The organism is Streptomyces javensis (assembly GCF_039525925.1).
Lineage (GTDB): Bacteria > Actinomycetota > Actinomycetes > Streptomycetales > Streptomycetaceae > Streptomyces > Streptomyces asiaticus.
This window is the reverse complement of sequence record NZ_BAAAIF010000042.1, coordinates 24,775-45,029: the sequence shown is the minus strand read 5'-3', so window position 1 is coordinate 45,029 and position 20,255 is coordinate 24,775. Positions and strand designations below refer to the sequence as shown.

15 protein-coding genes are annotated in these 20,255 nt (G+C 71.1%); 7 read left to right on the top strand and 8 right to left on the bottom strand.

The window, feature by feature from the left end:
* The first annotated feature begins 87 nt into the window (after positions 1-87).
* The 3 genes from ABD329_RS30505 (at position 88) to ABD329_RS30495 (ending at position 4,064) form a co-directional block, all read left to right on the top strand.
* Positions 88-1,419 carry a multidrug effflux MFS transporter gene (locus tag ABD329_RS30505; RefSeq protein WP_198282264.1) on the top strand — a complete coding sequence of 444 codons (1,332 nt, stop codon included), beginning with the start codon at positions 88-90 and terminating at the stop codon, positions 1,417-1,419.
* The gene (locus ABD329_RS30500) at positions 1,380-2,495 is read left to right on the top strand and encodes a serine hydrolase domain-containing protein (protein ID WP_425574399.1); all 1,116 of its coding nucleotides are present in this window, start codon (positions 1,380-1,382) and stop codon (positions 2,493-2,495) included. The genes ABD329_RS30505 and ABD329_RS30500 overlap by 40 nt, the downstream gene beginning before the upstream one ends.
* A gap of 207 nt (positions 2,496-2,702) precedes the next feature.
* The gene (locus ABD329_RS30495) at positions 2,703-4,064 is read left to right on the top strand and encodes a cytochrome P450 (protein ID WP_344317200.1); all 1,362 of its coding nucleotides are present in this window, start codon (positions 2,703-2,705) and stop codon (positions 4,062-4,064) included.
* Between the two features lie 792 nt (positions 4,065-4,856).
* On the opposite strand, the gene ABD329_RS30490 is transcribed toward ABD329_RS30495, so the two are convergent.
* Together ABD329_RS30490 and ABD329_RS30485 are read right to left on the bottom strand one after the other, a co-directional pair.
* A complete protein-coding gene (locus ABD329_RS30490) occupies positions 4,857-5,873 on the bottom strand; it encodes a small ribosomal subunit Rsm22 family protein (protein ID WP_344317197.1) in 1,017 nt (338 codons plus the stop codon).
* A 554-nt stretch (positions 5,874-6,427) separates the two neighbouring features.
* Positions 6,428-7,345, bottom strand: coding sequence for a glycerophosphodiester phosphodiesterase (locus ABD329_RS30485; protein ID WP_344317196.1), 918 nt, complete (start codon positions 7,343-7,345; stop codon positions 6,428-6,430).
* 170 nt (positions 7,346-7,515) lie between these two features.
* Between ABD329_RS30485 and ABD329_RS30480 the strand changes: the two genes are divergently transcribed.
* Positions 7,516-8,250, top strand: coding sequence for a bifunctional DNA primase/polymerase (locus ABD329_RS30480; protein ID WP_344317195.1), 735 nt, complete (start codon positions 7,516-7,518; stop codon positions 8,248-8,250).
* Positions 8,251-8,365: 115 nt separating this feature from the next.
* Here the strand turns inward: ABD329_RS30480 and ABD329_RS30475 are convergent, their stop codons facing one another.
* The 5 genes from ABD329_RS30475 to ABD329_RS30455 form a co-directional block, all read right to left on the bottom strand.
* Positions 8,366-9,289: an SCO2278 family lipoprotein gene (locus tag ABD329_RS30475; protein WP_486388702.1), complete on the bottom strand. Its 924-nt coding sequence runs from the start codon at positions 9,287-9,289 to the stop codon at positions 8,366-8,368.
* Positions 9,222-10,199, bottom strand: a complete 978-nt coding sequence (gene efeU / locus ABD329_RS30470; protein ID WP_198279845.1) for an iron uptake transporter permease EfeU — start codon at positions 10,197-10,199, stop codon at positions 9,222-9,224. The genes ABD329_RS30475 and efeU overlap by 68 nt, the downstream gene beginning before the upstream one ends.
* 87 nt (positions 10,200-10,286) lie before the next feature.
* Entirely contained in the window at positions 10,287-11,570 is a 1,284-nt protein-coding gene (efeB, locus tag ABD329_RS30465) for an iron uptake transporter deferrochelatase/peroxidase subunit (RefSeq protein WP_198279846.1), read from the bottom strand.
* A gap of 11 nt (positions 11,571-11,581) precedes the next feature.
* Positions 11,582-12,715, bottom strand: a complete 1,134-nt coding sequence (gene efeO / locus ABD329_RS30460; RefSeq protein WP_198279847.1) for an iron uptake system protein EfeO — start codon at positions 12,713-12,715, stop codon at positions 11,582-11,584.
* Between the two features lie 940 nt (positions 12,716-13,655).
* On the bottom strand, positions 13,656-14,069 hold the full coding sequence (locus ABD329_RS30455; protein WP_198279848.1) for an ATP-binding protein: 414 nt from the start codon (positions 14,067-14,069) through the stop codon (positions 13,656-13,658).
* Positions 14,070-14,256: 187 nt separating this feature from the next.
* On the opposite strand from ABD329_RS30455, the gene ABD329_RS30450 reads away from it, so the two are divergent.
* A complete protein-coding gene (locus tag ABD329_RS30450) occupies positions 14,257-15,486 on the top strand; it encodes an NsdA family TPR-like regulatory protein (protein WP_214665356.1) in 1,230 nt (409 codons plus the stop codon).
* A complete protein-coding gene (locus ABD329_RS30445; RefSeq protein ID WP_198279850.1) occupies positions 15,471-16,010 on the top strand; it encodes a GNAT family N-acetyltransferase in 540 nt (179 codons plus the stop codon). The genes ABD329_RS30450 and ABD329_RS30445 overlap by 16 nt, the downstream gene beginning before the upstream one ends.
* Positions 16,011-16,304: 294 nt before the next feature.
* On the opposite strand, the gene ABD329_RS30440 is transcribed toward ABD329_RS30445, so the two are convergent.
* On the bottom strand, positions 16,305-19,355 hold the full coding sequence (locus ABD329_RS30440) for an ATP-binding protein (RefSeq protein WP_344317193.1): 3,051 nt from the start codon (positions 19,353-19,355) through the stop codon (positions 16,305-16,307).
* Positions 19,356-19,886: 531 nt separating this feature from the next.
* Between ABD329_RS30440 and ABD329_RS30435 the strand changes: the two genes are divergently transcribed.
* The gene (locus ABD329_RS30435) at positions 19,887-20,210 is read left to right on the top strand and encodes a DUF397 domain-containing protein (RefSeq protein WP_309142960.1); all 324 of its coding nucleotides are present in this window, start codon (positions 19,887-19,889) and stop codon (positions 20,208-20,210) included.
* Positions 20,211-20,255: the final 45 nt, after the last annotated feature.

The window sequence follows — 20,255 nt, the reverse complement described above, 5'->3', positions numbered from 1 at the left end:
ACCCCATTCCCCCCTGTCCCCAGAGGTTCGAGTCCATTCGAATCGCTGAGAGCATAGAAACGTATCAACGACTCATGGAAGGTACGCATGCAGCAGCCCGGCCAACCGGCCGCCGCTCCCACCCGGGCCGACCTGCCCGGAACCCCGTCCCCCGAAGCCTCCCTCACCTCCGCTGCCGCCTCTCCCGGGCTCACCGCGCAGCGCCGTACGAGCCTTCTCGTCACCCTGATCCTCGGCGGGCTCACCGCACTCCCGCCGCTGTCCATGGACATGTACCTCCCGGCCCTGCCGGAGGTCACCGACGCGCTCCACAGCTCGGCCGCCACCGCCCAGCTCACCCTCACCGCCTGTCTGATGGGCATGGCGCTCGGCCAGCTCGCCGTCGGCCCGATGAGCGACCGGTGGGGGCGCCGCCGTCCGCTGCTCATCGGCATGGTGGTCTACGTCATCGCCACCGCCATCTGCGCCTTCGCCCCCACCGCCGGGCTGCTCATCGGCTTCCGGCTGCTCCAGGGGCTCGCGGGCGCCGCCGGTATCGTGATCGCCCGCGCCGTCGTCCGGGACCTCTACGACGGCATCGCGATGGCCCGCTTCTTCTCCACCCTGATGCTGATCTCGGGGGTGGCACCCATCGTGGCCCCGCTCATCGGCGGCCAGATCCTGCGCCTCACCGACTGGCGCGGGGTCTTCGCGGTGCTCACCGTGATCGGCACCCTGCTCACCCTCGTGGTCTGGCGGTGGCTGGGCGAGACGCTGCCGCCCGAGCGGCGCCAGGACGGAGGGCTCGGCCAGACCCTGCGCACCATGCGCGGGCTGCTCGCCGACCGCGTCTTCACCGGCTACATGCTCGCGGGCAGCTTCGCCTTCGCGGCGCTCTTCGCCTATGTCGCCGGGTCGTCCTTCATCGTCCAGGAGATCTACGGCGCCTCACCGCAGACCTTCAGCCTGCTCTTCGGGCTGAACTCGATCGGCCTGATCGCCACCGGTCAGCTCAACGGCCGGGTGCTGGTCGGCCGGGTCAGCATGGACAAGGTGCTGATGGTGGGGCTGGTCGTGATCACCGTCGCGGCGGCCGCGCTGCTCGTGCTGGCCTCCGGGGTCTTCGGGAAGGCCGGGCTGGTCCCGGTGGCGGGGAGCCTGTTCGTGCTGATGTCCGCGATGGGCCTGGCCATGCCGAACACCAACGCCCAGGCCCTGAACCGCACCCCGCACGCCGCCGGTTCCGCCTCCGCGCTGCTGGGCACCTCCACCTTCCTGCTGGGCGCGGTCGCCTCCCCGCTGGTGGGGATCGCGGGCGAGACCACGGCGGTGCCGATGGCCGTCGTCCAGCTGGTTTGCGCGCTCGCGGCCGTGGCCTGCTTCATGGGACTCTGCCGTCCGTGGCAGCGACGTACGAAGCACAGCGTGGCCGTGGTCTGACCCGGCTGGTGGAGACCGTCAGGGCGCTTCCCGAGGGGGAGCGCCCTTGGTGTTCCGGGGTGGCGCTGGCCGCCGGGACCGGCTCCGGCCCGCTGGCCGAGGAGTGCTTCGGCTGGGCGGTGCGTTACGCGGCGTACGACGAGACCTCCGACCGGGGCGTGGAGCTGCCGCGCGAGCGATGGGTGCCGGTGCGCCGCGACACCCTCTTCGACCTCGCCTCGCTCACCAAGCTGTGCACCACGATCGTGGCGCTGCGGGCCGTCGAGCGCGGTCTGATCGCGCTGGACGGGCGGGTGGCCGCGTACGCCCCGGAGTGCACGGCCGCCGCCGAGCACGGCATCACCGTACGGCAGCTGCTCACCCACACCTCGGGGCTGATCCCCGAACTGCCGCTGTACGAGTACGGGTACGAGGAGGACGGCCGGGAGCGGGCGCTGGCCCGGCTCGCGGCCGAGCCGCCGACCACCCCGCCCGGCACCGCCCGCCGCTACTCCGACCTCAACTTCCTGCTGCTCCAGCGCGTCCTGGAGCGGTCGGCGGGGCAGCCGCTCGACCGGCTCGTCCAGGAGACGGTCACCGGCCCGCTGGGCATGGCCGACACCCGCTTCAACCCGCCCGCCTCCTGGCTGCCCCGGAGCGCGGCCACCGAGGACCAGCGGCGGCCCTGGGGCAAGCTGGACCGGGGGATGCTGCGGGGCGTGGTGCACGACGAGAACGCCTGGGCGCTGGGCGGGGTCGCGGGGCACGCCGGGCTCTTCTCGACGGCCGGGGACCTGGCCGTGCTGTGCCGGGCGCTGCTGGCCGGGGGCGGGCCCGTGCTGTCGGCCGAGTCCACCGAGCTGATGCTGACCGCGCCGGGGCTGGGCTTCGAGGTCGACCAGCCGTGGTTCATGGGGGAGTTGGCGGGACGGGGCGCGGCGGGGCACACCGGGTTCACCGGGACCAGCCTGGTGGTGGACCGGGCCCGCGGGGCCTATCTGGTGCTGCTCGCCACCACCGTGCATCCGCGCCGTCGCCCCGGCGACAGCGCGCCCCGCGCGGCGGCGGCCACGGCGCTGGCCCGCGCACTGGGCTGACGGCGCGGGTCGGCGCACCCCTTGGGTGGCCCCCTGCCTGGCCCACGGCTGGCCCTTGACCGGCCCACGGCTGGCCCTTGGCTGACCTGCCCTCACCAGTCGGTGGCGTCCGGACAGTTGGCCTGATCCGTTCGCTTGGTTAGCCTGTGCAACTGCCGTGTACCCCCGGACGGCCGCGCTTGCTCCACCGCCATGAGGAAGACCGCTGTGACGAACCTCCAGGACCCGCAGGACTCTCCGGCCCTTCAGGACCCACCAGGCGCGGAGGACGCGTCCGGCGGTCCGGGCCCGGCGGCACCGCCCCCCGGCTGCCCCGCCCACGCCGACCCCTCCTACGGCGACCCCTCCTCCGCCGGACCCGCGCTGCTGTACGGGGAGCGGTACCTGCGGAATCCCGCCGAGAGCTATGAGCGGATGCGGCGCGACCACGGACAGGTGGCCCCGGTCCTGCTGGATTCCGACGTCCCCGCCTGGCTCGTCCTCGGCTATCGCGAGATACGCCAGGTCGTCACCGACGTAGAGACCTACGGCCGCGACTCGCGCCGCTGGAACCGCTGGGACGAGGTGCCGTCCGACTGGCCCCTCATGCCCTGGGTGGCCCACAGCCCCATGATGCACTTCACGGAGGGCGACGAGCACCGGCGGCGCTCGGCGGCCGTCAGCGACGCCCTGGCCTCCGTCGACCCCTTCGAACTGCGCCGGCACTGCGAGCGCTTCGCCGACTCGCTGATCGACAAGTTCGTCGGCAGCGGCAAGGCGGACCTGGTCTTCGACTACGTCTACTCGGTGCCCGCCCTCGCCATGGGCCAGATGTTCGGCCTGCCCGAGGACCAGCTGGAGTACATGGCGGAGGCGGTGACCGTCTCACTGCTCTCCAACGACGAGGCCATGGCGGCCCAGCAGCGGGCCGCCGAGGTGGTGCAGCGGCTGGTGGCGGCCAAGCGCGAGGAGCCGGGCCCGGACGTCACCTCCCGGTTCATCCAGAACTCCCCGGACCTCACCGACGAGCAGCTCGTCGGGGACCTGATGGTGATGATCGCCGCGGGCATGCCCGCCACGTCCTACTGGATCGGCAACACCGTCCGGCTGATGCTCACCGACGACCGGTTCACCATGACCCTCGCGGGCAACCGCCGCAGCATCGGCGAGGCCATGAACGAGGTGCTGTGGGCGGACTCCCCGCTCCAGAACGTCATCGGCCGCTTCGCCACCCGGGACACCACGCTCGGGGGCCAGCGCATCCGCGCCGGCGACCTCCTCGTCCTCGGCCTCGCCGCGGCCAACGCGGACCCGTTGCTGTGGCCCGACGCGGGGGCGGGGTACGCCGGGAACAACGCGTATGTGTCCTTCACCGGGGGCGACTACGGGTGCCCGGCGGGCGCGCCGGACCTGGGCAAGATCATCTCGGAGACGGCGATCGAGGTGTTGCTCGACCGGGTGCCGGACCTGGAGCTGGCGGTCGAGCCCGACGAGCTCCAGTGGATGGACTCCCTCTGGTACCGCTGCCTGGTCTCCCTCCCGGTCACCTTCACCCCCGCCCCGGCCGCGGGCCCACCCAACGGATCGTGACGCCTGCGGCGGGCTGTTCCCCTACCCGCCCCTTCCCGAAGCATCGAAATGCGGCTCCGCCGCGCGGTGGGGCTCCGTCCCGGACCCCTCGGTGGCGCGGGCCAGGTGGCGGGCTGAGCGTCGGTGTGCGGCTCCGCCGCGTGTGGGGGCCCGCCCAGACTTTGGGGTCCAGGGGCGAAGCCCCTGGTATCGGGAAGGGGCGGGTAGGGGGAAGCCCCCGGCACCGGCCGCCGGCCAGGTGGCGTCCGGCGGATCGTGGCGCCTGCGGCGGGCCGCGTGTCGATATGCGGCTCCGCCGCGCGGTGGGGCTCCGTCCCGGACCCCTCGGTGGCGCGGGCCAGGTGGCGGGCTGAGCGTCGGTGTGCGGCTCCGCCGCGTGTGGGGGTCCGCCCAGACTTTGGGGTCCAGGGGCGAAGCCCCTGGTATCGGGAAGGGGCGGGTAGGGGGAAGCCCCCGGCACCGGCCGCCGGCCAGGTGGCGTCCGGCGGATCGTGACGCCTGCGGCGGGCCGCGCATCGATATGCGGCTCCGCCGCGCGGTGGGGCTCCGTCCCGGACCCCTCGGTGGCGCGGGCCAGGTGGCGGGCTGAGCGCAGGTGTGCGGCTCCGCCGCGTGTGGGGGTCCGCCCAGACTCTGGGGTCCAGGGGCGGAGCCCTGGTTCGGTAAGGGGCGGGTAGGGGAAAGATCCGCCGAAGGCGCGGGGCCGTGCCGATGGGCGACTCCGCCGCGGACGACCGACGGCAGCTCGGGGCACTCCCAGCGGAGCGCTCGGCGCAGCGCCCAGCGGAGCGCCTAGCGGGACGGCGCCTCCTCGGGCGGCCAGACATCCCCCCAAGCCACGTCCCGCGCGGCCCGGTACAGCGCCCCCTGACGCTTGGTCACCGTGGCGCGCCCCAGCCCCTCCTCGGGCGCGCACAGGTCCAGCAGCACCTGGCCCTTGCGGATCTGCGGGCGGCGCACCACCCGCGCCCCGGCGGGCGTCGCGTCGAACCGTACGGCCGCGACGTAGCTGAACTTCTCGTCCTCGTACGGCAGCGAACCGCCCTTGACCCGCCGGTGGAGGGAGGATCGGCTGACCCGGGTGGCGAAGTGGCACCAGTCGGTGCCGGGTTCGATCGGGCAGGACACGCCGTGCGGGCAGGGGGCCACGATCCGCAGCCCGGCCGCCAGCAGCCGGTCCCGGGCCTCGCGGATCCGCAGATAGCCGTCCGGGGTGCCCGGTTCGATCAGCACCACGGCCTGCGCCGCGCGCGCCGCCTCGGCCACGACGGCGTGCCGGTCGGCCTCGGTCAGCTCGCCCAGCACATAGCTGACGGTCACCAGGTCGGTCCCGTCCGGCAGTGCGAGGCCGTCGCCGATGGCCCGGCGCTGCCAGCGGGCGGTGCGCAGCGCCTCGGAGGGCGCCTGCCGGGCCAGTTCGCGGCCGAGGGTGAGGGCGGGTTCGGCCCAGTCCAGGACCGTGGTGGTGTGCCCGGCCCCCGGCCACGAGGCGGCCACCGCCCAACTGGCCGCGCCCGTACCGCCGCCGATGTCGATGTGCGTGGCCGGGGCCCACTCGGGCGTACGCGCGCGGAAGGCGTCGAGGGCGGCGCGCACGGCCTCGAAGGTCGCGGGCATCCGGTACGCGGCGTACGCGGCGACGTCGGAGCGGTCGCGCAGCACGGGCGCGTCGGTCGGGGTACGCCCCCGGTAGTGGCCGATCAGCCGGTCGACCGCCTGGGCCGCCTGGCGGGGCGGCAGACCGTCGAGGAGTCCGGCGAGCGCGGTGTGGGGCGTCTCGTCGGTGGGGGCGGCGTCGGGGGCGTGCATTCGGCGAATTCTACCGGCGGGAGGGGTCGCCTTCGGCGCCTGGGCAGGGGCCGCCGCCTGGGCCGGGGGCCTCCCGCGGGCCCCCGCTGCCCTCGGGGCTCTGCCGCCTGGGCTGGGGGCTTCTCGCGGGGGTCCGCCCGCGTCCCAGGTGGGTGTCGGCGCCTGGGCCGGGGCCCCCTCGCGGGGTTCGCTGCCCTCGGGGCTCTGCCGCCTGGAGTGGGGGTCTCTCGCGGGGTCGGCTGCGTCCCGGGTGGGTGTCGGGGTCTGGGCCGGGGGCCCCTCGCGGGGTTCGCTGCCCTCGGGGCTCTGCCGCCTGGGCTGGGGGCTTCTCGCGGGGGTCCGCCCGCGTCCCAGGTGGGTGTCGGGGTCTGGGCCGGGAGCCCCTTGCGGGGTTCGCTGCCCTCGGGGCTCTGCCGCCTGGGCTGGGGGCTTCTCGCGGGGGTCCGCCCGCGTCCCAGGTCGGCGTCGGAGTCTGGGCCGGGGGCCCCTCGCGGGGTCGGTTGCGGCCCAGGCCACCCTCCCCACCCGGGCGGGGGCGCGTGGTCCGGCCTCGCTCACCCCCCGCTGAGCGCCCGCGGCATGCGTACGGGCGTGGAGATCAGCCGTCCCGGCGCGTCCGTGATGATGCCGTCGCAGCCCAGCCGCAGCGTCCGGTCCCGCTGGGCCGGGGTGTCCACGGTGTGTGCCCATACCCGCGGTATCCCGGAGGCGACGGCCCGCCGTACGTCCTTGTCGCGCGCCCGGTAGTCGACGTCCAGCAGATCGACGACCCCGCGCCAGTCGCGCGGGGTGTCGGTGCGCATCTGCCGGGCGGACCGCCACAGCTGGGTCAGCAGCCCCTTGCGGTGGGCCTCGCGGGCCACCTCGGGGCGGTTGCTGTTGACGTAGACGGAGTGGACCAGCCCCCGGTCGCGGATCAGCTTCGCCAGCCGCGGCAGGCTCTCCGGGTCCTTGGCCTCGACCATCAAGGTGATCCGGCCGCCGAACCGGTCCAGCACCTCGGCGACGGTCGGCGGCCGCTCGGGCCGCCAGGTGCCGCGCAGGGAGGGGTCGGGGCGCAGCCGGACGTCCCGCCACTGGGCGGCGGTCAGGGCCCGTACGGGCCCGGTCCGGTCGGTGGTGCGGTTCAGTGTCGCGTCGTGCATCACCACGAGCGTGCCGTCCGCCAGCATGCGGCTGTCGAAGTCCAGGACCTGGACGTCATGTCTGCTGAAGGCGCTGGCCAGCCCGGACATGCTGTTCTCGGGCACCTCCAGGGCGCCGCCGCGGTGCGCGGTGTAGACGACGGCGGACCTGCGGGACGACGGTGTCGTGAGCGCGGGCTGGAGCTGGAGACGGAGGCGTCCCGGTTCCGCGGCCGACGGGGGTATGAGGCGTCGTACGGACGGACGAGCGGTGGGGTGGGCCGCGACGGCCGCCGGTATGGAGAGGCCGAGCACCAGGACGGCGGTCAGAAAATGCCTGCTGATCATATTGGGAACGCTAGGGGCGTGACGTCCGTTATGCCCTGATATCGACACCCGCTCGGGGTGCTCTCACCCACCCCGGATGCGGACACCGGCCACTTCCGGAGCAGGATGGTGGCAGCATTGATCGGGTACCGGCGGTACCGCCGGGTGCCGGCGGTGAAGCGAGGCGGTAGATGGAACGCAAGGGCAGGTTCTCCCAGTGGCTGCGCCGGCCGAGGAGCGGAGCGGGCGGCGAGCAGGGCACGGGAGCGGGCGCCGGGGGCGTCCGCGAGGATCTGCTCATGGCCGCCGCGGCGGCCGGATTCCCGCTCGCGCCGGCCGCGCACCCCTCCGGTTACGGCTGTTCCTGCGACCGCATCGGCTGTCCCACCCCGGCCCGCCACCCCGTCTCGTTCGCCTGGCAGACCCAGGCGACGACGGACCCGGACAAGGTCACGCAGTGGCTGCGGGCCGACCCGCAGGCCAACTTCATCACCGCCACCGGAATCGTCCACGATGTGCTCGACGTACCCGCGGACGCGGGGCGGCTGGCCCTGGAGCGGCTGGGGGCGGCCGAGGTCGAGGTCGGGCCCGTGGCCACGAGCAGCGGCGATCTCCAGCAGGGCCGGATGCTGTTCTTCACGGCCACGCGGGGTACGCCCGACGACGAGGACGAGTGGTGGCCCTGTGAGCTCGACTGCCATCCGGAGACGATGGACGAGCATCCGGGGCTGCGGTGGCATTGCCGGGGGAGCTATGTGCTGGTGCCGCCCGCGAGGTTGCCGGGGGACGGGCATGTGGGGTGGGTGCTCGGGCCGGAGCGGCCGCTGCCGGATCCGCTGACCTTGCTTGAGGCGCTCACCGATGCGTGTGCCCGCTTCGCGGGCGAGGACCAGGATCAGGCGGCTGCTTGGCCGATGGGGCGGTAGCCCGTCTCAGGTTTCGTTGCCGGGTGCGGGCCGGTGGGTGGGTTGCGCCCACCCGTCCCTCCCCAGCTACCGCTGGGAGGTGCCCCCTCCGCGGGACGATTGCCCACGACCCCGCCTATTCGCCCTTCGCCGCGGTGACGCCCTCCAGGCGGTTGAGGAAGACCACCTTCGGGTCCGCCGCGTCCTTCGCGGGGACGCGTACCGCCGACTCCGCGATCCTCGTCAGCGTCACCGCCTTCTTCGCCTCCCCCGTCATCAGCGCCTTGATCTGCGGATCCGGGTTGGGCCGGAACCCCTTCGCCATGGTCTGCTTCTGCCGGTGGTGCGAGGTGAAGAACACGATCGCCCCGCCGTCCGAGGTGCGCAGCCCCACCGGGGCGTCCTGTGCGCCCTGCGCCGGGCTGTCGATGTACTCGGTCCAGAACTTCGGCGTGCGCAGGTACTTCTTCCGGGTGTCCCGCATCCCCGACGTGGACTGGCCGTCGGCGAAGACCGAGCCCTTGCCCGTCATCAGGTAGTCGGCGTACTCCGCGCTCAGCTTGTCCGGCCGGGTGGCCAGCTTCGGGGCCGGTCCCGCGGCCCGGACCGGCTTGGCCCAGCCGTCCTTGTCGGTCGCGAAGTCCGGCACCTCGTCCTGGCTGAGGATCGACAGATACGCGGCCTTCCACGGCTCATCGGCACCGCCACGGGTGAAGACGAACAGCCAGCGGTTGTCGTCGCGGTTGCTGTCGGTGTCCGCGACGAAGAACTTCGGCCAGCCCACCTGCTTGGGGATGCGGTAGGTGACGTCGGACAGCTCCAGCGACGGGTACTTGGGGTTGCCCTCTGGCGAGCTCGCGTGCTGGGCCTTGAGGTCGGCCGTGGTGATGGCCTCCAGCGGGCCCGTCTCCACCTGGCTCGCCAGCGCCGGATCCAGCTCCCGGTACGCCTTGTTGTACGTCTCGGTGAACCGCTGGAGCGCCTTGGGCGCCTCAGCCTTGTCCACCGACGGAATGTTCTCCCGCTCGCCGTGCACCGTCATGCACCCCGTGAGCGTCATCCCCAGCGTCAGTACCACCGCTGCGGTCGGAACTGCCAGCTGCCGACGGGGCGACCTGCGTGTCATGGGGCTCCGGCTCCCGATTCGTGGGGGCTGCTGTGGACGGCGACACCCTACCGGGGCGGAGGAACAGCGCGAGCGTGGGGACCAGGTAGAGCGCCCATATCCACACCTGGAGCCAGGTCGGGTCCGGCTGGAAGTTGAAGACGCCCTTGAGCACCGTGCCGTACCAGGAGTCCGGTGCGATGGTGGAGCTGATGTCGAAGGCCAGCGAGTGCAGCCCGGGCAGCCAGTCGGCCTCCTGGAGGTCGTGGAAGCCGTACGCGAGCACCCCCGCCGCCACCACGACCAGCATCGCACCGGTCCAGGTGAAGAACTTCGCCAGGTTGATCCGCAGCGCGCCCCGGTAGAACAGCCAGCCCAGCACCACCGCGGTGACCAGGCCCAGGACCACGCCGATCAGCGGGTCCGCCGTACCGTCGTTGCTCGCCCGCACCGCCGTCCACACGAACAGCGCGGTCTCCAGGCCCTCCCGGCCGACCGCGAGGAAGGCCGTGGCCACCAGCGCCCCGGTGCCCATCGCGAGCGCCGCGTCCAGCTTGCTGTGCAGCTCGGACCTCAGATGGCGGGCGGTGCGCCGCATCCAGAACACCATCCAGGTCACCAGGGACACCGACAGGATCGACAGCGAACCGCCCAGCGCCTCCTGCGCCTCGAAGGTCAGCTCCTGCGAGCCGAACTCCAGGGCCGCGCCGAAGGACATGCTCAGGATGACCGCGACGGCGATCCCCAGCCACACCGGGCGCAGCGCCTCCCGGCGCCCGGTCTTGACCAGATAGGCGACCAGGATGCAGACCACGAGGCTGGCTTCGAGCCCTTCGCGCAGACCGATCAGGTAATTGCCGAACACGGGGTTCGCCTTCCTTGTCGAGGGTTCCTGGAGGGTTTCCGGAGGAGGTCGAGGGTTCCTGGAGGAGTCCGTCAGTCCATCAGTTCGTCAGGAGAACAGCGCCCTGCCCCACCAGTCGTCCGCGTCCCGGACGCCCGGCGGGATCGCGAAGAGCGCCGAACCCACGTGCTGGATGTACTCGTTGAGCGCGTCGGTCCGCGCCAGCCGCCGCTGTACGGGCACGAATCCGTCCCGTACGTCGTGCTGGTAGGCGAGGAAGAACAGCCCCGCGTCCAGCCGCCCCAGACCGTCCGTGCCATCGGTGAAGGAGTAACCGCGGCGCAGGATCCGGGCCCCGCCGTTGGAGTCCGGATGCGCCAGCCGGACGTGCGCGGTGGGCAGCATCGCCTTCAGGTTCGGCTCGTCGTGCTCCCGCTGCTTTCCCTGCGGCGCGCCCTCGCCCTTGTCCCGGCCGAAGACGTCCTCCTGCTCCTTCAGCGAGGTCCGGTCCCAGGTCTCGATGTGCATCCGGATGCGCCGCGCCACCAGGTACGAGCCGCCGACCAGCCACGCCGGGCCCGCCTTTCCGCTCACCCACACATGCTTGTCCAGGGCGGCGGTGTCGGTGCCCGCGATGTTCCGGGTGCCGTCCTTGAAGCCCATCATGTTGCGCGGGGTCTGGGCGTCCGGCGTGGTCGAGGACGTCTTGCCGAAGCCCAGCTGCGACCAGCGGATGGCCACCTTGCCCATGCCGATGCGGGCCAGGTTGCGGATGGCGTGCACGGCCACCTGCGGGTCGTCGGCGCACGCCTGCACACACAGATCGCCGTCGCTGCGCGCCGGGTCGAGGTTGTCGCCGGGGAAGGCGGGCAGGTCGATCAGCGCCTCGGGGCGGCGGTCGGCGATGCCGAAGCGGTCCTTGCCCTTCTTGTCCCTGAACAGCGTGGGTCCGAAGCCGATGGTGAGGGTGAGCCGGGACGCCTTGAGCCCCAGCGCCTCGCCGGTGTCGTCCGGCGGGGCCTCCGCCAGATCGCTCACCGCGCCGCCGCCGACCGTGTGCCCCTGGGTCATCCGGGCCGCCGCCTTCGTCCACTCCTTCAGCAGCGCGATCAGCTCGGCGCGGTCGTCGGTGGTGACGTCGAACGCCGCGAAGTGCAGCCGGTCCTGCACCGCGGTGGCGATCCCCGCCTGGTGCGCCCCGTGGAAGGGCACCGCGGCGCCGCTGTCGGCCACCGTCTTGGTGTCGTCCGAGCCGCCGCCGAGCGCGGCCGCGGTGCCCCCGGCGGCCGCGGCGCCGAGCGCGAGCCCGGCGCCGCCCCAGCCGATCAGCGCCCGGCGCGAGGGGGGCGTACCGGTCTCGCGCGAGGGAGCCGTGTTGGCCTCGTCGGTCATGCCCCGCCCCCTCACTTGGTCACGACGGCGGCGGCGAGCCGGGAGAGCGGCTCGGCGAGCGCGTTGACCGCGTCGGACAGCTTCTTGCGCTGGGACTCCGAGACGGTGTCGTACGACACGAAGCCATCGCCCTCGCGGTACTGGTCCAGCAGCTTCGCGACGGCCGCGAACTGCTTGTCGAGCTCCCTGGCCAGCTCCGGGTCGTTCTTCGAAGCCACCGGCTTGAGCAGCTTGTACGAGGTCTCGGCGCCCTCGACGTTGGCCTTGAAGTCCACCAGGTCGGTGTGGCTGTAGCGCTCCTCCTCACCGGTCACCTTGCCGGTCTGCACCTCGTCCAGCAGCTCCTTGGCGCCGTTGGCCATGCCGGTGGGGGTGATGTCGGCGGTGCCGACGCGCTTCTGCCAGTCCTTCAGGTCCTTGACGAGCCGGTCGGCGAGGTCATGGTCGGCCGCGGTGATCTTCTTGGTCTGCCACAGCGACTTCTCCAGTCGGTGCCAGCCGGTCCACTTCTGGCCCTTCTCCAGGCCGTCCTCGCGCACATCCACCTTGGGGTCGATATCGCCGAAGGACTCGGCGACCGGCTCGGTGCGCTCCCAGCCGATGCGCGAGGGGGCGTAGAGCTTCTTGGCGCCCTCGAGGTCGTCCTTCTTGACCGCGTCGGCGAACTTCTGGACGGCGGGCAGCGTGTCGTCGGCCTGCTTCTGGACGTACGTCCGGTACCCGGCCACCGCCTTGTCCAGCTTCGGATCGCGCTTGGCCGGCTTGCCCTTGCCGGTGGCGGACACCTTCTGGCGGATGCCGTGGCCCTTCATCCCGGGCTTGCAGGCGATGTCGTACGAACCGGCCTTGACCTCGGCGTTGATCGAGGCGCTGGTGCCGGGGCCGATGTTCTCCCGCTCGGTGACGATCCGGTCGCCCGGGGCGTAGACATAGACCTCGGTGACCTTGGAGCCCTTGTTCTCCACCGCGAACTTCACATGCCCGGCGGGGAAGGAGGTCTTGGAGACCTCGCACGCGCTGTCGGAGGCGGTGACCTGGATGGCGTCCGAGTCCTTGGCGTCGGACTTCTGGGCGCATCCGGCGACGGCGGTGATCGTCGTCAGTGCCGATATCGCGGCGACAACGGAGGTGCGAGCGGCTCGCATACGGGCTCCAGACGGAATCAGGGCAGGCGGGACAGGACGGACGTACGGCGGGTGGATAAGGCTGGCCTAACTTAACTGAGCCTTGCCTGTGTGGATCCTGTGTAAGGTCAAGAGGTGCCCTGTGGATGGCAAAGGTTTGGCCAAGGTGGCTGATTTGATGCGGTTCGCAGTCCGGGGAGCGTGACGCACGCCTCTTAAGGGCGCGGCTCGGTTGACGGGCGCGGGTCGCCCGGTCGCCCGGTCGCGCAGCGGCAGCACGATCCGCTCCCCGGTGCGCGGATGGCGGATCACCTCCACCGGCTGCCAGTAGACCCGGGACAGCGGCGCGGCTCCGACGGCGGCCGGACATCCCGGCGAAGCTCGCCGCCGACGGCGCCAAGGTGTTCAACGACATGTAACAGGAGGGGCGGCAGCTGACCTTGCCCTGCGGCGGCTACGCCTGGGCTGCGCCTACCGCTGGGGGCTTGGAGGGTGAGCCGCTGGGGCCGTCGTCCGGTACGGGGGCCCGGAGCCCAGCGACCCACCCGGCTTATGGGGCGGGGGCGCTCGCGAAGTGGAGCCGGACCGCGAGCACCGGCGGCGCGGGGATTACGTAGAGCGGCAGGACGCGCGGAGTGGCGCGGAAGGCGAGCAGTCCGGCCCGCGGGGCGGTTGACCGCGGATGGCGCCGCCTCATGTGCCCTCCTCTGCCCGAGCCAGGCGTACTGCCTCCTCGTAGACGCTGAGCAACCGCTCCCCGGTCTGGCATACGGCGCCGGGCGTCCGGCAGGCCGGGCAGCCCGCAGCGTGCTCGATGGCCGCCCGCCAAGCCTCCTCAGCGTTCAAGGCGACATCGGTCTGCTCGCCGCCCGCCATCAGCAGCGCTCCTGCGGCCTGGCCCGGAACGCCGCGTTGGAGCCACGCGGGCGGCCGTGCTGCGGGCGGACGACGCTACGGATGATCAGCCGCACTTCAGCTCGCCCCAGACCTGCTTGCCCCAGCGGTATCGGTCCGTCCCCCATCGGTCCGTGAGGGCATCGACCAACAGCAGCCCTCGGCCACGGGTGTTGTCGCCGTTGGGGTCCGTCCGCAGGTAGGGGATATTCCGGGACCGGTCCACCACGCCGAGGCGGACGAACGTCTCGGACGGCCGGGTGACGACGACGCGGATCGACTCCAGGCGGGCGTGGTCCACGGCGTTGGAGACCAATTCGGTGATGACCAGGGCGGCGTCCTCGATCAGGTTCTCCTGCCCCCAGGCGGTCAGTGCGGTCCGTACCAGCGTGCGGGCGGCCTCCGCGCTCTCCGGTACGCGGCGCATGGTCTGGGAGTATCCGGGGTGCCCCGTGGGGCGAGGTGTAGCGGTCACGGACATCAGGACCTCAGTGGGTGCGAAGTGAGCGGCCTTGTCCGAGTGAACGACGGCTCGTCGCGCGTGGGGAGGTAATACCCATCGGGTGTGCAAACCACCCAACCGGAAATTCTCGGCGAACTCCCATCACGGAGGGGGCTCGCATGGCTACGGTGGGTACGTGGAGGGGAACGAAAACCTCATCGGCGCCATGCGCGAGAGCGGGCTCACCCAGACCGGGTTGGCGGACGCGGTGAACACTCATCTGCACCGCGACGGCTACGAAGGCACGGTCAGCGACCGGACCGTTCGCAACTGGCTGACCGGAAAGACCCGTTGGCCGCACTCTCGGCAGCGGGCAGCCTTAAGGGCAGTATTCGGATGTACGGCCGAAGAACTGGGATTCGTCCCACCGGCCCGAAGATGCCCCGCCACAGAACCGGAGGATCCCGTGAGGCGCAGGAACTTCCTGACCGCCACCACTGGTACGACGGCCGCGGTCGCCGTCCCTCTCGTCGCACAGCACTCCGTAGGCACCTCGGACGTGATTCGGCTCCGTTCGGGTGTGGACGCCCTGGTGGCCCTGGACGCCGCACGGGGAGGTCATGACGAATTGCAGCGCACGGCCCTTGCCGGGGCGGCCGAGGCGCTGGAGAAGCAGAAGCTGGGCGCTTCCCAGCGCATCCGCCAGAGGTTGTTCAGCGTGGCCGCCGACTACATGTCCATGGCCGCTTGGTCCGCCATCGACGCCAAGCGGACCGACCGGGCGCAGAGCCTGCTGGACCGGTCGCTCTATCTGGCCGGGATGGCGAAGGACTCCATTGCGGAGCTGGATGCCTGGAACTTGTACTCCATTCTGGCCCATCATCGTGGTGCGTACACCGAGGCCGTCGACTCCGGCCACGCGGCCCAGGCGACGGCCATCGCCCGGCGGGATCCGTTCTACGCCTCTCTGGCCCACGCCCGGACCGCGCTCGCCCACTCCAATCTGGGCGACCGACAGGCCGCCTTACGCTCCCTCGGCTGCGCCCAAGAGGCCCTGGGCAAGGCGTCCATGGACGATCCCAGGCCGAGCTGGACCGTCTTCTACGGGCCTGCCGAGCTCCTGGCCATGACGGCCATCGTCCGGGACCGGATCGGCGAACCCGCGGAGGCGGAGGCCGCCTCGCACAAGGCGCTGGCCACCATCCCTCAGCAGTTCCGCCGCAACCGTGCCCTGGCCACCGCACGGCTCGCCCTGACCCAGCTGCACCAGCGCGACATCGATCAGGCATGCGCAACCGCCTCCACGGTCTTCGACCTAATGGCCGGGGACCCGCTGCCCGGCCGCCTGCGCTCACTTCTCGGCGACTACTACCGCGACTTGATCATTCTCGCCCCGGACGCAGGCGTCGCCCGCGAGTGGGGAGACCGCTACCGATCCGAATGGAGTCGAGCTTGAGTGCCACAGGTCTGGACGTCCGCCATTTCACCCACGCGAACCTCCCGGAGATCCGCCAGACCCTGATCGACGTGCACGCCGAGGCGTATGCGGACGCGATGGACGACGAGTTCAACCAGCGCTTCCCCTGGTTCGTGGACCACTGGGGCGGCCACCCGGAGTTCTCCTGCGTGATCGCGTTCGACGGCGACAAGCCAGTGGGCTTCGCCTACGGCGCCCCGGCCGTTCCGGGCCGCGAGTGGTGGCGCGAGCACCTCGACCCGGCGCCCGTGAAGGATCTGACCTTCTCGTATTCCGAGCTGGCTGTCAGCCCGAAGTGGCGCAAGAAGGGAGTGGCCGAACGGCTGACCCGCACATTGATGGCAGGGCGGGACGAGGATCTCGCAGTGCTGCTCGTGGACCCCGAGCACCCTCGGGTCCAGGCCCTCTACGAGACCTGGGGCTTCCGGAAGGTCGGGGAGCGTCAGCCCTTCCCGGACTCCCCGGTCTATGCCGTCATGCTCGCCGAGCTGCCCCTGAAATAGGCTGAGAACAGGGAAGGTTGGTGGCTGGGCTTCCAGCAGTGTGCTGAGCCCAGCCTCTGCCGCACTCCTGGGGTACGTCTGCCGCCGTTCCTCCTTGGCAATCTTCGCCCGGTGTCGCTGCTGGAGCCATCCGCTCAGAAGAGCGCCCCGCCACCCCGACTGAGGCCCCGAACGGGCCGATCCACGCTGCTGACAGCTCTGCTTTCACGGGTAGATCACGAGTCCTCGCGTAGAAGGCGGGCGACTTGACGCCGCCATTGCTCGGCAGCCTCCTCTGCTCAGCGCATGGCGGGCCTAGGCTTGTCCAGCTTCCAGTTGAGTGAGGTAGTTGGTGGCTGTTTCGGCGGCGCCGAGGCGTCGGTAGATGGTCACGGCTTCGCGAAGGCTGATGATCGCTGCCTGCGTGTCGGTGTGTGCTTGGGAGCGGGCGATTCCTTCAAGGGCGTGTGCCTCGTCCAGGGGGCTGTGTATCTGACAGGCAAGAGTCAGGGCTAGGTGGTAGGTGTCGAGTGCGGGCTGCGGTCCAGTAGCGGCGGCCTGTAGGTCGCCGGTAGCAGCGAGAGCTTCGGCCTCGCCTTGGCCGTGGCCGACGTCGTGGAACCAGGCTAGCGAGCGGTCCAGGAAGTCGGCAGCTGGCGCAAATTCTCGAACAGCGGTGCTTAGCCGCCCTAGTTCCAAAAGAGCCCAGGCTTCGTTCTGGAGGTTGCCGAGGGCGTGGTAGAGGTCGTAGGCCCGTTGGATGAGTTTGTTGGCTGTTTGATAGTCGCCTGTTTCTCGTCGTACGCGGCCTAAGTCGTACAGGGCGTGTCCTTGACCGATGCGGTTGCCGAGGGCTTGGAACAGGTTGTAGGCCCGTTGGATGAGTTTGTTGGCTGTTTGATAGTCGCCTGTTTCTCGTCGTACGCGGCCTAAGTCGCGCAGGGCGTGTCCTTGACCGATGCGGTCACCCAGGGCGTGGAACAGGTCGTAGGCCCGTTGGGCCAGCTCCTCGGCCTTCGGATAGTCGCCCGTGCGCTGCCGCACCAGGCCTAAGTCGCGCAGGGCGATGGCTTGGCCGTAGCGGTTGCCGAGGGCTTGGAACAGGTTGTAGGCCCGTTGGATGAGTTTGTTGGCTGTTTGATAGTCGCCTGTTTCTCGTCGTACGCGGCCTAAGTCGCGCAGGGCGTGTCCTTGACCGTAGCGGTTACCGAGGGCGTGGTAGAGGTCGTAGGCGTGTTGGGCCAGCTTCTCGGCCTTGGGATAGTCACCTGTGCGTTGCCGCACCCAACCCAGTGCAAGCAGCGTGTTGGCTTGGCCGTAGTGGTTGCCGAGGGCGTGGTAGAGGTCGTAGGCGTGTTGGGCCAGCTTCTCGGCCTTGGGATAGTCACCTGTGCGTTGCCGCACCCAACCTAAGCTGCGCAGGGCGTGTGCTTGACCGGTGTGGTTGCCGAGGGCGTGGTAGAGGTCGTAGGCGCGTTGGGCCAGCTCCTCGGCCTTGGGATAGTCACCCATCAGCTGCCGCACTCGGCCCAGGGTCAGGAGTGTGTTGGCTTGGCCGTAGTGATTACCGAGGGCGTGGTAGAGGTCGTAGGCGCGTTGGGCCAGCTCCTCCACCTTCGGAAAGTCACCTCTCCGCTGCCATACCAGGCCCAAGTCGTGCAGAGCAGTGGCTTCGGCGCGGAGGTCGCCCAGGGTGCGGGAGGTATGGGTGACGGTCTGATGGAGGCGGATAGCAATGGTCCAGTATCCATCCTGGTCAAAGAAGGCGGCCATGGCGTGGGCGAGCGCGGCGGCGTGGTGCAGGTGGTGGGTGGGTTGGGCGTGGGTGATGGTGTCGTGGGCGCAGGCGAGGAGGTTGGGGTATTCGGTGCGCATCCAGGTCAGTGCCTGTTCGCGGGTGGTGAGTTCGGGTGCCGCGCCGGGCGCAGGAATGGTGCGGGTGTCGGGGCTTGGGGTGTTGTTGAGGTGGTGGTCGGCGGTTTGGGCGGTGTGGGTGTAGTAGTTCAGGAGACGTTGGGTGGCTTGGGCGCGGGTTTCGGTGGGGTCGTGGGTGGTGAGGGTGTGGGCGTATTCGCGGAGGAGGTCGTGGAGGCGGTAGCGGCGGGGGGTGGGTTCTTCGATGAGGTGGTCGGTGTAGAGGGTTTCCAGGTGGCGTCGTGCCTGGGCCAGGGGGACGTTGGTGAGGGCGGCGGTGGCGTAGGGGTCGATGTCGGGGCCGGGGTGGAGGCCGAGGTGGCGGAAGAGGTGTTGGAGGTGGGGTGGGAGGTCTTGGTAGGAGAGGTCGAAGGCGGCGGCGACGGCGCGGTCGCTGGTTTCGAGTTCGCCCAGGCGGTCCTGTGCGGTGGCGAATTCGTCGGTGAAGGTGGTGAGGTCCCAGTTGGGGTGGTGGGCCAGGCGTGAGGCGAGCAGGGTGATCGCCAGGGGTAAGTGGCCGCATAGCCGTACGGCTTCGATGACCGCCCTGTGGTCGGTGTCGGTGGGGGCGCGACGGGCCAGGCGGGTGAAGAGGCGAGCGGCCTGGTCGGGCGGCAGGGTGTCCAGGGGGAGGGGTTCGGCGCCGTCGAGGGCGATCAGGCGCCGTCGGCTGGTGACCAGGACCAGACACTCCTGGGAGGCGGGCAGGAGAGGTTCGACCTGGTCGGGGCTGGCGGCGTTGTCCAGGATCAGCAGCATCCTGCTTCCGGACAGCCGGTCCCGCCACATGGCGGCGCGGTCCTCCAGGGTGTCGGGGAGGTTCTGGGGGCTGATGCCGATGCTGATGAGCAGGGTGGCCAGGACGTCGGCAGGGTCGGCGGGTGGCTGGCCTGCGGTGTGGGCGTGGAGGTCGACGAACCGATGTCCGTCCGGGTAGCGCTTCGCGAGCTGGTGGGCGGCGTGGGTGACCAGGGCGGTCTTCCCAACACCGGCCATGCCGTCGACGGTGTGGATGCTGATGACCGGGGCGTGCCCGTCCTCGGCCGCGCGCAGAAGGCGGTGGAGTTCGCCCTCGCGGCCGGTGAAGGCCGCGATGTCCCGGGGCAGGGTGCTGTGCAGAGCGGCGGGAGCAGGCCGGGGCGGCGCCTGCGAGGTGGGGCGCTGTGACTGTTGGCGTCGGCTGGCGGTGCGGGCGGTGTGGTAGGCGCGCCAGAGGCGCGTCAGGGCCTCACCGGAGCCAAAGAACTCGTCGGCCTGGCGGGCGACCGGCTTGGTGGGCGCCTGGGTACAGCGTTCGAGATGGGTGACGTAGGTCTTGTCGTACCCGAGACGCTGGGCCAGGGCGAGTTGGGAGAGTCTTGCGGCGGTGCGCAGCCGGATCAGTTCGGCCGCGAACGCTTCGGCGGCCTGCCGTACCGGACCGTCCGCACCGCCCGCGGACGGGACCGGCACCGAGTTCTCCGGCGCGCGGTCGGGCGGTGGGCTGTGCGGTTCGTCTTCGGGCAGCGGAGGGTCAGTGGCTTCGTCTGGCACGGGCCGCAGGTGGGCGTTCGGCCGGGGTTGGTCCACCGGGTCTTCGTCGTCTGGTGTTGCGCCGGTGGCGTCCATGCCGTGCCCCTCTACCGTCCAGGTCCCCGTCACGCGCCCCAGGCGGGTTCGGATCGGCGAACGCGGATTCGGTGCTCGGGGTGGCGTGTCCTTGGCGGACCACCGTTGGACAGCGCACGGGGCGCGTACCAGAAGCGCACAGGAGCAAATACCGGAGCGAACCGCCTCTCCCGTCACAGCAGAGCACTCCTGTCCCAGCTGTGACATGAGCACCCGCTGCGCGGGGCTGGGGCACCACGTTCTCGGAGCGGGTTTGCGGCTGTTCCCGGGGCGGCCGTCGTGCCTCCGACCGAAGGGCGTTGGACCGTCTGCGGTCGACATACCTTGCTGGCGCTTTCCCGGGCCGGTGGTGAGTGAGGTGTGAGTGAGGTGTGAGTGAGCGCTTCTCACCGTGGCCTCACCCCTGTGCTCACCGGTGTGCTCATGGCACCGGGGCGCCGCATCAGGGCGAGCGGCCCGTACACGGGGAAGGAGAAGGCGATGACCGCGATGACGGTGTTCCCGCCGGCGGACGAGGGTTGGTTCAAGAGCAGCTTCAGCCCGAACGCGGGACAGTGTGTGGAGGTCCGCTTCGACGCGGGGGTGGCGCACGTGCGTAACACCCGCAACAGGACGGGCCCGATGGTGGCGTTCGACCGGGCCGAGTGGGAGGCATTCCTGCTGGGGGTGTGGAACGGCGAGTTCGACATGCCCGCCTGATCCAACAGGCTGGCAACGGGGTGCTGTGGACCGGTACCGGTCCAC

Coding starts and splice junctions, on each gene's coding strand:
- ABD329_RS30505 (WP_198282264.1), top strand. CDS start 88: ATGCAGCAGCCCGGCCAACCGGCCGCCGCTCCCACCCGGGCCGACCTG.
- ABD329_RS30490 (WP_344317197.1), bottom strand. CDS start 5,873: ATGCACGCCCCCGACGCCGCCCCCACCGACGAGACGCCCCACACCGCG.
- ABD329_RS30485 (WP_344317196.1), bottom strand. CDS start 7,345: ATGATCAGCAGGCATTTTCTGACCGCCGTCCTGGTGCTCGGCCTCTCC.
- ABD329_RS30480 (WP_344317195.1), top strand. CDS start 7,516: ATGGAACGCAAGGGCAGGTTCTCCCAGTGGCTGCGCCGGCCGAGGAGC.
- ABD329_RS30475 (WP_486388702.1), bottom strand. CDS start 9,289: ATGACGCTCACGGGGTGCATGACGGTGCACGGCGAGCGGGAGAACATT.
- efeB (WP_198279846.1), bottom strand. CDS start 11,570: ATGACCGACGAGGCCAACACGGCTCCCTCGCGCGAGACCGGTACGCCC.
- efeO (WP_198279847.1), bottom strand. CDS start 12,715: ATGCGAGCCGCTCGCACCTCCGTTGTCGCCGCGATATCGGCACTGACG.
- ABD329_RS30455 (WP_198279848.1), bottom strand. CDS start 14,069: ATGTCCGTGACCGCTACACCTCGCCCCACGGGGCACCCCGGATACTCC.
- ABD329_RS30450 (WP_214665356.1), top strand. CDS start 14,257: ATGCGCGAGAGCGGGCTCACCCAGACCGGGTTGGCGGACGCGGTGAAC.
- ABD329_RS30445 (WP_198279850.1), top strand. CDS start 15,471: ATGGAGTCGAGCTTGAGTGCCACAGGTCTGGACGTCCGCCATTTCACC.